Source organism: Streptomyces sp. TS71-3 (assembly GCF_018327685.1).
In the GTDB taxonomy this organism is placed as follows: Bacteria; Actinomycetota; Actinomycetes; order Streptomycetales; family Streptomycetaceae; genus Streptomyces.
This window is the reverse complement of record NZ_BNEL01000001.1, coordinates 1,581,487-1,595,823: the sequence shown is the minus strand read 5'-3', so window position 1 is coordinate 1,595,823 and position 14,337 is coordinate 1,581,487. Positions and strand designations below refer to the sequence as shown.

8 protein-coding genes and 3 pseudogenes are annotated in these 14,337 nt (G+C 71.0%); 10 read left to right on the top strand and 1 reads right to left on the bottom strand.

What is annotated here, in order from left to right; all coding sequences use genetic code 11:
- The first annotated feature begins 12 nt into the window (after positions 1–12).
- The 5 genes and pseudogenes from Sm713_RS06595 to Sm713_RS06575 all read left to right on the top strand — a co-directional run bounded on the left by Sm713_RS06595 (position 13) and on the right by Sm713_RS06575 (position 6,623).
- Entirely contained in the window at positions 13–1,089 is a 1,077-nt protein-coding gene (locus tag Sm713_RS06595) for an ABC transporter ATP-binding protein (protein WP_212908718.1), read from the top strand.
- Between the two features lie 357 nt (positions 1,090–1,446).
- Positions 1,447–2,217 (top strand): polysaccharide lyase family 7 protein, encoded by a 771-nt coding sequence (locus Sm713_RS06590; RefSeq protein WP_212908717.1) that lies wholly within the window; start codon positions 1,447–1,449, stop codon positions 2,215–2,217.
- A gap of 469 nt (positions 2,218–2,686) precedes the next feature.
- Positions 2,687–3,222, top strand: a pseudogene (locus Sm713_RS06585) (GNAT family N-acetyltransferase).
- Between the two features lie 114 nt (positions 3,223–3,336).
- Entirely contained in the window at positions 3,337–4,758 is a 1,422-nt protein-coding gene (locus tag Sm713_RS06580; RefSeq protein ID WP_212908716.1) for a DUF234 domain-containing protein, read from the top strand.
- A gap of 164 nt (positions 4,759–4,922) precedes the next feature.
- Positions 4,923–6,623 carry an amidohydrolase gene (locus tag Sm713_RS06575; protein ID WP_212908715.1) on the top strand — a complete coding sequence of 567 codons (1,701 nt, stop codon included), beginning with the start codon at positions 4,923–4,925 and terminating at the stop codon, positions 6,621–6,623.
- A 518-nt stretch (positions 6,624–7,141) separates the two neighbouring features.
- Here the strand turns inward: Sm713_RS06575 and typA are convergent.
- The gene (typA, locus tag Sm713_RS06570) at positions 7,142–9,058 is read right to left on the bottom strand and encodes a translational GTPase TypA (RefSeq protein WP_212908714.1); all 1,917 of its coding nucleotides are present in this window, start codon (positions 9,056–9,058) and stop codon (positions 7,142–7,144) included.
- A gap of 365 nt (positions 9,059–9,423) precedes the next feature.
- On the opposite strand from typA, the gene Sm713_RS06565 reads away from it, so the two are divergent.
- The 5 genes and pseudogenes from Sm713_RS06565 to Sm713_RS41615 all read left to right on the top strand — a co-directional run.
- Positions 9,424–9,909 (top strand): GntR family transcriptional regulator, encoded by a 486-nt coding sequence (locus Sm713_RS06565; RefSeq protein ID WP_212911828.1) that lies wholly within the window; start codon positions 9,424–9,426, stop codon positions 9,907–9,909.
- Positions 9,906–10,415, top strand: a pseudogene (locus Sm713_RS41620) (ATP-binding cassette domain-containing protein); the annotation flags it as partial. The gene Sm713_RS06565 and the pseudogene Sm713_RS41620, both read left to right, overlap by 4 nt.
- Positions 10,416–10,810: 395 nt before the next feature.
- Positions 10,811–11,767 carry a transporter gene (locus tag Sm713_RS06555; protein ID WP_212908712.1) on the top strand — a complete coding sequence of 319 codons (957 nt, stop codon included), beginning with the start codon at positions 10,811–10,813 and terminating at the stop codon, positions 11,765–11,767.
- 108 nt (positions 11,768–11,875) lie between these two features.
- A complete protein-coding gene (locus Sm713_RS06550; protein ID WP_212908711.1) occupies positions 11,876–12,679 on the top strand; it encodes a class I SAM-dependent methyltransferase in 804 nt (267 codons plus the stop codon).
- Positions 12,680–12,998: 319 nt separating this feature from the next.
- A pseudogene (locus Sm713_RS41615) lies at positions 12,999–13,412 on the top strand (glycosyltransferase family 39 protein); the annotation flags it as partial.
- Positions 13,413–14,337 lie beyond the last annotated feature (925 nt).

Sequence of the window (14,337 nt, the reverse complement as noted above, 5' to 3'; positions counted from 1 at the left end):
GACTTCACGACCATGAGCAGCACCACTCCCCTCCTGGACGTAGCCGGGCTCACCAAGCACTTCCCGATCATGGGCGGCTTTCCCATCCGGCGGAAGGTCGGCGCGGTGCAGGCCGTGGACGGCCTCGACTTCAGCGTGTTCGAGGGCGAGAGCCTCGGCCTGGTCGGCGAGTCCGGCTGCGGGAAGTCGACCACCGGCCGGCTGATCACCCGGCTGCTGGAGCCCACCGACGGCAGGATCACCTACCGGGGCCAGGACATCACCCACGCCTCGCGGCGCGATCTGGCCCCGGTCCGCTCCGAGATCCAGATGATCTTCCAGGACCCGTACGCGTCGCTGAACCCGCGGCAGACGGTCGGCAAGATCATCGCGGGTCCGATGGAGATCAACGGCGTCAACCCGCCCGGCGGCCGGGAGAAGCGGGTCCGCGAGCTGCTGGAGACGGTGGGCCTCAACCCGGAGCACTACAACCGCTTCCCGCACGAGTTCTCCGGCGGCCAGCGGCAGCGCATCGGCGTGGCGCGTGCGCTCGCCCTCCAGCCCAAGCTGATCGTGGCCGACGAGCCGGTCTCCGCGCTGGACGTCTCCATCCAGGCGCAGGTGGTCAACCTCCTCCAGGAGCTCCAGCGGGAGCTGGACATCGCGTTCGTCTTCATCGCCCACGACCTCGCGGTGGTCCGGCACTTCTCCCACCGGGTGGCCGTGATGTACCTCGGCCGCATCGTGGAGATCGCCGACCGCGACGAGCTCTACGGCAACCCGCGCCACCCCTACACCCGGGCCCTGCTGTCCGCGGTGCCGGAGGTCACCGCGGACGCCGCCCCGATCCGCGAGCGCATCCGCCTCGCCGGCGACGTCCCCTCCCCCGTCAACCCGCCCTCCGGCTGCCGCTTCCGCACCCGCTGCTGGAAGGCGACGGAGAAGTGCGCGACCGAGACCCCGGCACTGGCCCACGTGGACGGCAGCCGCGAGGGCCACCTGACGGCCTGCCACTACCCGGAGGCGGCCGGGCAGCCCGGCGAGGAGATCATCCTGGACCCGGGCATCGCGGGGTCAGCGGGGGCGGATGCGGTCGTGGCGAAGGACTGAGCCGGCCGAACCCGGCCTTCCAGGCCTTCCAGGGCCGGACAGGGGCCCTTCCGTGCCGGCGCGGGTCCCCGGCGTGCCGGGTCGCCCGCCATGGCGGTACGGACGATCCTGGCGCCGTGGGGGCGCTCCCTTGTGGGGGCGCCCCCTTTTTCGTCCTTCTCGTCGGGTGGCGCCGTCCCGGGACGCCTTCCCTTTCCATGACGTCTCGCCGCATAAGACCCCACCCGCCGGCCCGCCCCACCCCTCGCCCCCGCACGACCGTTGACCCCCGGCGCGGAGCCGTGTTACTCAAAGTTCACGCACCTTTGGACTAGACCTGGCTCATCCCCCACCACTTCGAGCGCCGAAGGACCCCCCATGCAACTCCGTTCCAAGCTCCTCACGCTGGCCGCCGCCGCGGGCGTCGCCGCCTCGCTCAGCCTCATGAGCAGCACCGCCAACGCCGCAGACCCGGGGAAGTCGCCGGGCGGCAACTTCGACCTGGGCGTGTGGCAGCTCCAGGAGCCGGTGGGCAGCCCCGGCTCGCCGACCACCATCTCGTCGTCCCGGCTGGAGGGCGGGTTCCAGGACTCGTACTTCTACACCGACACCCGCGACGGCGCGATGACCTTCTGGGCGCCGGAGAAGGGCGTCACGACGCCGAACTCCAACTACGCGCGCTCCGAGCTGCGGGAGATGAACCGCAGCGGCAGCGCGGCCGACTGGTCGCTCAGCGGCAGCCACAAGCTGAGCGCGACGCTGCGGGTGGTGTCGGTGACGAAGAACGTGTGCGTGGGCCAGATCCACCTCGGCTCGGGCGGCTCGTCCACCAAGCCGCTCGTCGAGCTCTACTACCACGCAGGCGGCGACATCGTGCTCGGCACGGAGAACTCGCCCGACGGCGGCCAGACGCCGCACACCGTCGGCCACGTGTCGATCGGCAAGACCTGGACGTACACGATCGCCGTCTCCGGCGGGAACACCGTCGACCTGACGGTCAACGGCAGCACGACGCACTACGGCATCCCGTCGTCGTTCAACCAGTACAAGCAGTACTTCAAGGCGGGCTCGTACAACCAGTCGTCCTCGGACAGCACGACCAACGGTGCGCGGGTGGCGTTCTACGGCCTGACCGTGTCGCACGGCTGAGCAAGCCCCGCGGGGCGGTGCGGCACGGCGGTTCAGCAGGCCCGGCTTCGGCGCCGGGCCTGCTGGCGATGAACCGGAAATTTGCATATGAGGGAAATTTGCGGCACGTGAGCATGTGGCTACGCTGAGGCCGTGGAGGGGAACGAAGAACTCGCGCGGCACATGGCTGAGGTCGGCTTCACACAGAACGAGTTGGCCGAAGCCGTCAACGCCCACTTACGGGAACATCACCACGAACGTATCGTCAGCGACCGGACAGTGCGGAACTGGCTGACTGGAAAGACACGCTGGCCCCACACGCGGCAACGGGATGCGCGTGCGGGACTGCCTCCGGTCTCTTTGACCTGATGGCCGGTCATCCTCTGCCGGGGAGGCTGCGGTCTCGGCTCGGGGACTTCACCCGGGATCTCATTACTCTCGCTCCGGGCAGCGACGTCGCTCGCGGCTGGCGCGAGCGCTACCGCGCCGGATGGAGCCGGACTTGACCACCACCGTGCGGGTATGCCACTACGCTCGCGAAGACCTGTCGACGATCCGTCAGACCCTGCTGGACGTCCATGCTGAAGTCCACGCCCCCGACATGACCGAGTTCCGGAGTCGCTTCCCATGGTTTGTGGGCCATTGGGGCAACAATCCCGGTTTCTCCTGCACGATCGCATACGACGGCGACGAGCCCGCGGGGTTTGCCTACGGCGCCCCCGCCGCCCCGGGCGCGAATGGTGGCGAGAGTTCGTCGACCCCGCACCGGAACATTCGCGAACCTTCTCGCTCTCGGAACTGATGGTCCGCCCGGCATGGCGCAAGACCGGAACCTCCCGGCGGCTACACCACGGCCTGCTGGCGGGCAGGGACGAGGACCTTGCCGTGCTCTCCGTGGACGTCGCCCGCCCAAGGGTCCAAGCACTCTACGAATCCTGGGGCTACCGCAAAGTCGGCGAAGAGCAGCCGTTCTGGGACTCCCCGCGGTACGCGGTCATGCTCACGGAGCTGCCCTTGAGCGGCTGACCCGCGGGGGCACGCCGCACCGAGCCACTGAAGACCATCCTTCGTGATACTGTCATCGAAGAAAGTATCACTGATGGTAGTGGCGGCCCGGCAACGATCCCCGAGGTGCAGTGCGTGAGCGGATTCATCGGACGCCGAAGCGAGCTCGGCATCCTCGACGACCTGCTGAAGGACGTCGCCTCGGGCAGCCGCAACGGCCGCCCGGGCAAGGCCGTCCTGGTTCGCGGCCGGCGCCGGGTGGGGAAGTCCCGGCTGGTCGAGGAGTTCGTCGAGCGGGCCGGCGTGCCACACGTCTTCTTCAGCGCGGTCGGCGGCTCACGGGACGGGGACCTGGCGGGTTTCGTCACCGAGGTGGCCGCGTCCAGCCTTCCCGACGCGGAGCGCTTCGCCGACTTCGCCACGCCGCAGACGTGGGATGCGGCCCTGAGCCTGCTCGCCTCCGCGCTGCCCACCGACGCGCCCAGCGTCGTCGTGCTCGACGAGATGCCCTACCTCGTCGGTGAGGACCCCGGCTTCGAGGGGTCCCTCCAGAAGGTCTTCGACCGGAGCCTGTCGCGGCTGCCCGTGCTGCTCGTCCTCATCGGCTCCGACCTCGCGATGATGGAGAAGCTGAACACCTATGGGCGGCCCTTCTACCAGCGCGGCACGGAGATGGTGGTGCCGGCGCTCACCCCGGGCGACGTCGCCGACGTGCTGCGACTCCCCGCGGCCGACGCCTTCGACGCCTACCTCGTGTCCGGCGGGCTTCCGCTCATCCTGGAGGAGTGGCCACGCGGTGCCGGCCTCTGGGAGTACCTGGAGCAGGCGCTGCGCCGGCCCACCTCCGCGCTCCTGGTCAGCGGCGAGCGGGCCCTGGCCGCGGAGTTCCCCACCGAGGCGCAGGCCCGTACCGTGCTCGGCGCCATCGGGCACGGCGAGCGGACGTTCAGCGCCATCGGACGGGCCGCGGGCGGGCTCCACGCCACGTCGCTCAAGCGGTCCCTGGAGCTGCTCATCGACCGCCGGGTCGTCGCCGCGGACCTGCCGGTGTCAGCCAGGCCGAGCCGCGAGACCCGCTACCGGGTCGAGGACCCGTACCTGCGTTTCTGGCTCTCCTTCATCGGGCGGGGCATCGCCGCCGTCGAGCGGGGCCGCGGCGACCGCGTCCTGGACTCCATCCGCACGAGCTGGACCTCCTGGCGGGGGCGGGCCATCGAGCCCGTCATCCGCGAGGCCCTCTGGCGGCTCGCCGACGACCTGCTGCCGGCCGGCACGGACGTCGTCGGCGGGTACTGGACCCGCACGAACGACCCCGAGATCGACCTGGTCGGCGCCGACCGGGGGCCGGTCGCCAAGCGGATCACCTTCGCGGGTTCCATCAAGTGGCTGGAGAGAAAGCCCTTCGACCACCGTGACCTTGCAGAGCTCATCGCCCACCGCAACCGCCTGCCCGGAGCCGACGAGGGCACCTCCCTGCTGGCGGTCGCCCGCAGCGGCTGCACGGCACAGGGCGCGCAGGCCCTCGCTCCGGAGGATCTGCTGCGAGCCTGGTCCTGACCGTAACCGGGCCCAGCGCTCGGATGGGCACCGGACCCACGGGCCACGGCGCCGCCGAACCCCACACGTGTGACGTTCGCGACAACCGGGGCCGCCGGAGAGCCGTCCCCAACGCCCCTGTGGATACAAGTACGTTGATCTCCCCCCGAAGAGGAGATCAACGAATGACTGACAGGTCCTCAGTCGGACGGCGGCAGATACTCAAGTCGGCCGGTGTCGCGGCCGCGGCCGGTGCGGCGCCCTGGACGGTCGCCGATCCCGCCCTTGCGGCCACCCGCGAGTACGACCAGCGGCTGGCGGCGCAGAGCACCTCGTACCAGGCCCCCCGCGGGCTCGCCGAGGACAGCGATGCCAAGGCCACCGCCCTGGGCTGGATCGGCGACCACAGCGCGGAGCTCATCGACCTCAACGACACCGTGTGGCGGCACGCGGAGCTCTCCCTGCGGGAGTGGAACTCGTCGCTCGCGGTGGCGGCCCTGCTGGAGAAGTACGGATTCGACATCCAGTGGGGCCCGGCCGGCTTCCCCTCCGCCTTCGTGGCGAGCTACGGATCCGGCGGCCCGACCATCGGGTTCAACGCCGAGTACGACGCCCTGCCCGGGCTGTCGCAGAAGGCCGGCGGGACCGTGCACGACCCGCTCGTCTACCACACCGACCCCTACGCCCCCACCTACGGTGCGGGCCACGGCGACGCCCACAACGCACTCGGCGCGGGCGCCACCGGCGCGGCCATCGCGGTGAGCCAGGCGATCAGGGACCGCGGGCTCAAGGCCACCGTGAAGCTCTTCGGAACCACGGCCGAGGAACACCTCGTGGGCAAGCCCTACATGGTGAGGGCCGGGGTGTACGACGGCCTCGACGCCTTCGTGGACTGGCACCCCTTCAACGCCAACCTGGCGTTCTGGAACACCACGAGCGCGCTCATATCGGCGACGTTCGACTTCCTCGGCGCGACGGGCCACGGAGCCAACCCGCTGGGCAACAAGAGCGGCCTCGACGGCGCGGTCCTGATGGCGACCATGTCGGAGTTCCTGCGCGAGAAGAACGTGGCCCCCTCGGGCCGGTTCCACTACGCCATCGTCAACGGCGGCGGGGCACCGAACGTCACTCCCGACTTCTGCTCCATCTGGTTCTTCGTGCGGGAGGGCAGCCCGGAGCGGGTCAAGGTCCTGTACGACAAGATCGTGGACGCCGCGAAGGCCGCCGCGCAGGCGAGCCGGACGACGCTCGTGCACCGGTTCAACTCGGGCACCTGGAACCTGCTCCCCAACAAGGCCGGGGCGGAGCTGATGAACGACAACATGCGGGCGATCGGCCCGCCGGCCTTCACCGACGCGGACCAGGCGCTGGCCAGGTCCCTCCAGCGCTCGCTGGGCAAGCCGGAGACGGGCATGCCCACCTCGCTCGTGCCGCTGGCCCCGCCCCCGCCCGCCTTCGCCGGCGGCATCTCCATCGACACGGCGGACGTCAGCTGGCAGGCGCCGACCCTGGTCGCCCTGGCCGCGACCATCCCGGCCGGACTGCCCAACCACAGCTGGGCGGTGACGTCGGCGGCGGCCACGAACATCGGCCACCAGGGCATGCTGTCCGCCGCCCGCTACATGGCGGCGACCGCCGTCGACCTCATCACCCAGCCCGACCAGCTCTCCCGGATCCGGGCGGAGTTCGAGGACCGCAGGAAGGCGGTCGACTGGGCGACCATGATCCCGGAGGGCACGCAGCAGCCGCTGGTCGAGCCGCCCGCCGGGTTCCTCAAGCAGACCGGCCAGACGTGGCCGCCCAAGGGGGTCTCCTGGCCGGAGAAGGAGATCATCTCCACGGAGCCGCTGGGCACCACCGGCCCCGACCTCCCGCCGGTCACCTGAGGCGTCCGGTCACCTGCCGGCGGGGCCCGCCCGGTGCCCCTCCGGTGGGGCTCCGCCCCGGTGCCCTTCCAGGGGCGCGGGGAACTGCGTGAGCAACCACCCCGCGCCGTGGGGGCACCTCCCACGCCCTTCGGGCGGTGAGGGAGGGCCACCGGGCCGAGCCACTTCCGGTCTCGTCTCCCCCCACCGGCCGGTGGGGGCTGGTCGCGCAGTTCCCCGCGCCCCTTCAGGAGCGCAGCCCCACCGCCAAGCGGACGCCTGCCGGGGTCCCGCGCCCCTACGGGCGCTAGGCCGTGTCCGGCGGATCCTCGTGGGCCCGCGGCTCCCCCACTGCCTGAAGGGCGTGGGTGGGGGTACCTCCCACGCCCGTTCAGGGCAGTGGGGGAGTGCCCCCAGCACCGCACCTCGCCCCGTTGTCGGAGTCATCCGAGTACGCCCCGTACGAGGACGATCCTCCGCCTTGCGATGCACGGCACCAGACACCGCAGGCTGATCCACGAAGATCCGCCGGACACGACCTAGCCGTGCTTCGCGCGCGACGCCGCCCGAGCCCGCTCCCGCGCGTCCAGGTTGACCTTGCGGATCCGGACCGCCTCCGGAGTCACCTCGACGCACTCGTCGTCGCGGCAGAACTCCAGCGACTGCTCAAGCGACAGCTTCCGCGGCGGCACGATCGACTCGGCCACGTCGGCCGTCGACGAGCGCATGTTGGTGAGCTTCTTCTCCTTGGTGATGTTCACGTCCATGTCGTCGGAGCGCGAGTTCTCACCGACGATCATGCCCTCGTACACCTCGGTGCCCGGCTCCGTGAAGAGCACGCCGCGCTCCTGGAGGTTGGTCATCGCGAACGCGGTGACGGCGCCGGAGCGGTCGGCGACGAGGGAGCCGTTGTTGCGCGTGGTCAGGGTGCCGAACCACGGCTCGTGGCCCTCGTGGATGGAGTGCGCGATGCCGGTGCCGCGGGTGCTCGTGAGGAACTCGGTGCGGAAGCCGATCAGGCCGCGCGACGGCACCACGAACTCCAGGCGCACCCAGCCGGAGCCGTGGTTGGACATGTTGTCCATCCGGCCCTTGCGGACGCCCATCAGCTGCGTGACCGCGCCCATGTGCTCCTCGGGCACGTCGATCGTCATCCGCTCGACGGGCTCGTGGACCTTGCCGTCGATCTCCTTGGTGACGACCTGCGGCTTGCCGACGGTCAGCTCGTAGCCCTCCCGGCGCATGGTCTCGACGAGGATCGCGAGGGCCAGCTCGCCGCGGCCCTGCACCTCCCAGGCGTCGGGGCGCCCGGTGTCGAGCACGCGCAGCGAGACGTTGCCGATGAGCTCGCGGTCCAGCCGGTCCTTGACCTGGCGCGCGGTGACCTTGCGGTCCTTGACGGCGGCCTTGTTGTCGGCACCCTTGCCGGTGCCGCCGCGGCCGACCAGCGGCGAGGTGTTGGTGCCGATGGTCATGGAGATCGCCGGCTCGTCGACGGTGATCAGCGGCAGGGCCACCGGGTTCTCGGGGTCCGCGAGCGTCTCGCCGATCATGATGTCGGGGATGCCGGCGACGGCGCAGATGTCACCGGGGCCAGCCTTCTCGGCAGGCTTGCGGGTGAGCGCCTCGGTCATCATCAGCTCGCTGATGCGGACGTTGGCCACCGTGCCGTCGCGCTTGATCCAGGCCACCGTCTGGCCCTTGCGCAGCTCGCCCTGCTCGACGCGGAGCAGCGCGATACGGCCGAGGAAGTTGTCGGCGTCCAGGTTGGTGACGTGCGCCTGGAGCGAGGCCTCGGCGTCGTAGGACGGGGCGGGGACGTGCTGGAGGAGCGTGGTGAAGAACGGCTCCAGATTGGTGCTGTCCGCCGGCACCGTGCCGTCCTCGGGCTTGGTGAGCGAGGCGACGCCGTCCCGCGCGCAGGCGTAGACGATGGGGAACTCGATCTGCTGCTCGTCGGCGTCGAGGTCGAGGAAGAGCTCGTAGGTCTCGTTGACGACCTCGTCGATGCGGGCGTCGGGCCGGTCGGTCTTGTTGATGCAGAGGATCACCGGCATCCGGGCCTGGAGGGCCTTGCGGAGCACGAAGCGGGTCTGCGGCAGCGGGCCCTCGGAGGCGTCCACGAGCAGCACCACCGCGTCGACCATGGACAGGCCCCGCTCCACCTCACCGCCGAAGTCGGCGTGGCCGGGGGTGTCGATGATGTTGATGGTGACGTGGTCGTCACCGTCCTTGGGGTGGTACTTCACGGCGGTGTTCTTCGCCAGGATCGTGATGCCCTTCTCACGTTCCAGGTCGTTCGAGTCCATGACCCGGTCGTCGACCTGGTCCAGCTGGTGCGCGGCGAACGCACCAGCCTGCTTGAGCATGGCGTCGACGAGGGTGGTCTTGCCGTGGTCTACGTGGGCGACGATGGCGACATTGCGGATGTCGTGACGCTCGACGGTACGAGCCATGGTGCGGCGCTTCTCCCGGATTGAGTGATCGGCTGCGCGTACGGCTACGTAGGCGCCCCCTGCCGGGCTGGACACGCCACGGCCACCCCCATGGTACGGGCGCGCGCCGGCGCGGTCCGCCTGGCGGCGGCGGGTAGCCGAGCCGTCACAACAGGTTGCCGGCTGCCCCCTGCCGCGGCAGGGGGCGGGGTACCGGCCGGGGGACGGCTCCGGGACCGCGAGGGACCCGACCCGGTGGCCTGCCGCGGCGGCCCGGCACCACCAGGGGCGTGCGCAACGTCCCGACCGGTGGATCTCGCTTGACATCCCTGCACCACCACCACGATCATCATTCCACTAATTCATTAACACAACCGTGGAATGTGATGTGCCCCGTCGAGTACCGGATTGACCGCGGCAGCGGCGTACCTGCCTACGTGCAGATCGTGGAGCAGACCGAACGCGCCCTCCGGATGGGCACGTTGCAGGTCGGAGACAGGTTGCCCACCGCCAAGGAGGTGGTGGCGGCCACCGCCATCAACCCGAACACCGTGCTCAGGGCCTATCGCGACATGGAGCAGGCCGGCCTTGTCGAACTGCGTCGCGGCCTCGGGACCTTTGTGACCCGGTCGCTCGCGCGGCCGGGCGCGGCGGACGACTCGCCGCTGCGCGCGGAACTCGCCGACTGGACGGCACGCGCCCGAGCGGCCGGTCTTGAGCGGGCCGACATCCTCGCCCTGGTCACCACCGTCCTTGACGGCAACGGCAACGGCAACGGCAACGGCAACGGCAACGAGAGGCGATACCGCCACGCCCCGGGGGGCGGGGAGCGTAAAGAGAAAGAGCGCAAGGGGAAAGAGGAGGACGCATGAGCGGGCCTGACGCGCCGGCCGCGCTGCGCGCCACGGGACTCGGATTCCGTTATCGGGCGCGGGACGCCTGGGAGCTGCGGGACTGCGAGTTCACCGTGCCCAGCGGCCGCATCACCGCCCTCGTCGGACGCAACGGCGCCGGCAAGAGCACGCTGCTGCACCTGGCCGGTGGCCTGCTGCGGGCCCGTGCCGGGGAGATACGTGTGCTGGGCGCCGCCTCGGGCACGCCCGAGGCACGGGCCCGGCTCGCCCTGCTCACGCAGGACAAGCCGCTCTACCCGCACTTCACCGTGGCGGACACGCTGCGCATGGGCGAGAAGCTGAACTCCTCATGGGACCGGGGGGCCGCCGAGCGAACCGTCCGGGAGGCCGGCATCCGCTCCACCTCCCGGGTCGGCACCCTGTCCCCGGGGCAGCGCACCCGCGTCGCGCTCGCCCTGGCGCTGGGCAAGCGGCCTGAACTGCTCCTGCTCGACGAGCCGATGGCCGACCTCGATCCGGTGGCCCGGGGCGAGATCATGGCGATTCTGATGACCGAGGCCGCAGAGCACGGCACGAGCATCGTGCTGTCCTCGCATGTCCTGCCGGAGCTGGAGCAGACCTGCGACTGGGTCGTGCTGCTGCGGGGCGGCCGCGTCGAACTGTGCGAGGACGCCGGCGCGCTGTGCGACGACCACGCCCAACTGACCGGGCACGCCGACCAGGCCGACGCCCTGCCCCGGCAGCACACCGTCGTGCGGTCCCGGGTCACCGGCAGGCAGCTGACCGCGCTGGTACGGCAGCGCGGACCGCTGCACGGCGACTGGCACGTCGAGCGGCCCAAGCTGGAGGACGTCCTGATCGGTCACCTCCAGGCCGATGACATGGGGCGTCCCGTCCCCGCAGGACAGGAGGCCACGATATGAAGGGCTCCTTCTGGCTCGCCTGGCGCCAGCAACGAGGGCTGATCGGCATCGCCCTGGCCGCCCTGGCCGCCGTCGCGTTGCTGGCCGCCTGCTTCCGCTCCGGCATGGTGGATGACGTACGCAGCGGGCTGTTCGCCCACTGCGCCCGCGGACCGCTGCACTGCACACGACCCGGCTCCGGTCTGCCCCTTCTGCTGAACATCACCCCGCTGAAGTACCTCGGGGCCCTGAACATCGCCCTCCCTGCGCTGGTCGGCGTCTTCTGGGGCGCCCCGCTGCTGGGCCGCGACCGGGAACTGGGCACGCACCGCCTGGTCCTCACCCAGGGCGTGAGCCGCGGTCAGTGGTTCGTCTCCCGGATCACCCTGGCCGCCGCCACCACGGTGATCCTCTCGGGCCTGCTCGCGGGAGCGTTCGCGTGGTGGTGGCGGCCGGCCGCCGACCGAAGTTACGGCCTGTTCTGGTACGAGACCGCCGCCATGAGCGGTTCGGGTCCGCGCGTCGTCGCGGCCTCGCTGTTCGGCCTGGCGGCCGGCACGCTGCTGGGTCTGCTGGCCCGCCGGGTCCTGGCCGCAATGGGGCTGACCCTCCTGGTGACCGGAGCGACGGCGCTGGCGCTGGAGTGGACGCACAAGACCCGCCTGCTGGTCCCGCCCCGCGTGTACACCAGCGCCGGCAGCAGCCCCAAACCGCCCATGGACGAGAAGTGGTCGACCGGCAACTACGGTCTGATCACCGCCTCCGGCCGCCATGACTCCGTGATGAACTGCGCCTTTCCCTCAAGCCCGCAGCTCAGGCAGTGCATGGCCGAGCACGGGTACGTCGCCCGCTTCTACGAGGCCAACCCGGCCGGCGACTACTGGACCTTCCAGTGGACCGACACCGCCGTCCTCGGCGGCCTCGCCGTCCTGCTCGTGGCCGTCACGGCGCTCCTGGTGCGCCGCCGCATCTGACCGCGTCTGACCGAGCCTGGCCTCATCTGACCGAGCCTGGCCGCGCCACAGCACACCATCCCGTCACCCCCCACTCGGGGCCGCACCCTGCACGGAGGTCTTCTCCCCATGCCCGCCGACGCGAAGTCACCGAAGAAACTGCGCAACAACCGTTCCTCCCTCACCCACAAGGTCGGCTACGCCCTGCGCCACCCCGGCCGCGTCACCCCCTACCTCCGGCGCGCCGGCCGGGACGCCTGGCTGCGTATGAAGCACCCCGACCACGTCGGCTACTACCGGGCGGTGATGGCCTCGGACACCCGCCGCAACCCGGAGGCCGCGGTCGGCAGCCAGACCCACGAACGCTGGCTGGCGCTCGGGCAGATGCAGTTCGACTACCTCGTCGAACACGGAATGCGCCCCGAACACCGCATGCTCGACATCGGCTGCGGCAACCTGCGTGGCGGCTGGCGCTTCATCGAGCACCTCGACGCCGGCCATTACTACGGCATCGACATTTCGCCCGACATCCTGATGGCCGCCAAGAAGACCCTTTCCGAGCGCCGCCTCCAGGACAAGCTTCCGCACCTGACCATCACCGGCGACCTCACGCTGGACTTCCTGCCCAGCGACCACTTCGACGTCGTCCACGCGCACAGCGTCTTCTCCCACTCTCCGCAGGCGGTCATCGAGGAGTGCCTCGCCCACGTCGGCCGCGTGCTGACCGGCACCGGCTTCTTCGACTTCACCTTCGACCGCACGGAGGGCACGGAACACCAGGTGCTGGGCGAGGACTTCTACTACCGCACCGAGACCCTGCTCGCCCTGGCACGCAAGCACGGCCTCCACGCGCGCTTCATGGAGGACTGGGAGACGCGCCCCCACGGCCAGTCCAAGATCCGCGTCAGCCGCTCGCCCGTACCCGCTCCCTGACGGCGCTCGGGCACGCGACGTGACGTCGATCCCCGTAGCGCCCCGGGACACACCGCTCGGGCCGGCCGCCCCGGGCCGGCCCCGTCCCGTCCCGCGGCCGGCCGCACGCCCGCGCAGCACACGGCCCCTCCTGGCCAGAGCGCTCACGGCAGCCGTCCCCGGCGGCACCGCGCTCGCCCTGGACTCATGGGGGATCACCCGCCAGGACAGCCTGTGGCGTGATGAGGCCGCCACCTGGCAGGTGGCCCACCGCGGTCTCCCCGGGATCTGGCGTCTCCTGGGCCACGCGGACGTCGTCCACGGCCTGTACTACGCGGTCATGCACGTGGTGTTCGAGGTGTTCGGCGACAGTCTCCTGACGCTGCGGGTTCCTTCCGTCCTCGCCATGTCCGTGGCGGTGTCCCTCGCCACGGACCTCGCGGCACGGCTTGCGGGACCCTGGAGCGGACTGGGCGCGGGGTTCGCGTGCGCGCTGCTGCCCGCCCTCCAGAGGTATGCGCAGGAGGGCCGCTCGTACGCGATGGTGACCGCCGCCGTCACGCTCTCCTGCTGGCTGCTGGTGGCCGCGGCGCACCGCCCACGGGCCCGCACCTGGGGGGCGTACGCACTCGTCGTCCTGCTCGGCGCACTGCTCAACTGGTTCTCACTGTTCGCGCTGCCCGCCCACGCTGCCACGCTCTGCCTCGCCAGGGCAGGCAGGGCCCTCTGGAGACGGTGGCTCCTCGCCGCGAGCGCCGCAGCCCTCGGCACCCTGCCCCTGATCGTGGCCAGCAAGGGCCAGTCCGGGCAGCTCTCCTGGATCCAGCCCACCGCTCCCGGCACGATGTGCGCCGTCGGGGCCACCATCCTCGCGGCCTTCGGCTGCGGCCTCCTGCGCCACGCGCACGCAACCGCGCCCGCGACTCCGGCCGTGGCGGGGAAGCTGAGCCTGGCCGCTGTGGCCGGTCCGCTGTGCGCCGTCCCGCAGGTACTCCTCCTCGCCGTCTCCCTGGCCTGGCAGCCTCTCTACGTCGACCGCTACGTCCTGTACGCCGACGTCGGCCTCGGCCTTCTCCTCGGGGCACTGATCCCAGCGCTCGCCACCGTGCTGCCGGCCGCCCATCCCAGGGTCCTCGTCGCCGCCGCCACGGCCATGGCCTTCCTCGCCCTGCTTCCCGTGGAAGTACACCTGCGCAGCCCGAGCAGCCGTATCGACGACGTACGGGCCCCGGCCGCCCTGGTGGGCACGCTCCACGCACAGGGCGGCGCGGTCGTCTTCATCCCCTCTGCCCGACGCGACACCGCCCTGGTCGCACCAGGTGCGTTCCGAGGGCTGCGCGACATCGCACTCAGCCAGGGTCCCGTCGAGTCCCGGACCCTGAACGGCCTGGAGAAGGACCCGGACGCCATAGCCCGCGCGATGCTGCGCGAACCGCTGATCATCCTCGTCGGCGACGCCGACCGCCCTTCCCCACGCAACGCCCGCGACCGCGCCAAGCGGCGCATCCTGGCCGAGCACTTCGCAGAGCGCTCCACCACCATCCGGCACGGGCGCAGCGTCACCCTCTACGAACGGACCGGCCTCCCGCGTCACACCGGGCCAGGTCGTGTCCGGCGGAGCTTCGTGGATCAGCCTGCGGCGTCTGGTGCTGGGGGCACTCCCCCCACCGCCCTGAACG

Excerpts from the sequence above, each read along its gene's own strand:
- typA (WP_212908714.1), bottom strand. The coding sequence starts at position 9,058 with ATGGCTCGTACCGTCGAGCGTCACGACATCCGCAATGTCGCCATCGTC.
- Sm713_RS06565 (WP_212911828.1), top strand. The coding sequence starts at position 9,424 with ATGTGCCCCGTCGAGTACCGGATTGACCGCGGCAGCGGCGTACCTGCC.
- Sm713_RS06595 (WP_212908718.1), top strand. The coding sequence starts at position 13 with ATGAGCAGCACCACTCCCCTCCTGGACGTAGCCGGGCTCACCAAGCAC.
- Sm713_RS06555 (WP_212908712.1), top strand. The coding sequence starts at position 10,811 with ATGAAGGGCTCCTTCTGGCTCGCCTGGCGCCAGCAACGAGGGCTGATC.
- Sm713_RS06575 (WP_212908715.1), top strand. The coding sequence starts at position 4,923 with ATGACTGACAGGTCCTCAGTCGGACGGCGGCAGATACTCAAGTCGGCC.
- Sm713_RS06590 (WP_212908717.1), top strand. The coding sequence starts at position 1,447 with ATGCAACTCCGTTCCAAGCTCCTCACGCTGGCCGCCGCCGCGGGCGTC.
- Sm713_RS06550 (WP_212908711.1), top strand. The coding sequence starts at position 11,876 with ATGCCCGCCGACGCGAAGTCACCGAAGAAACTGCGCAACAACCGTTCC.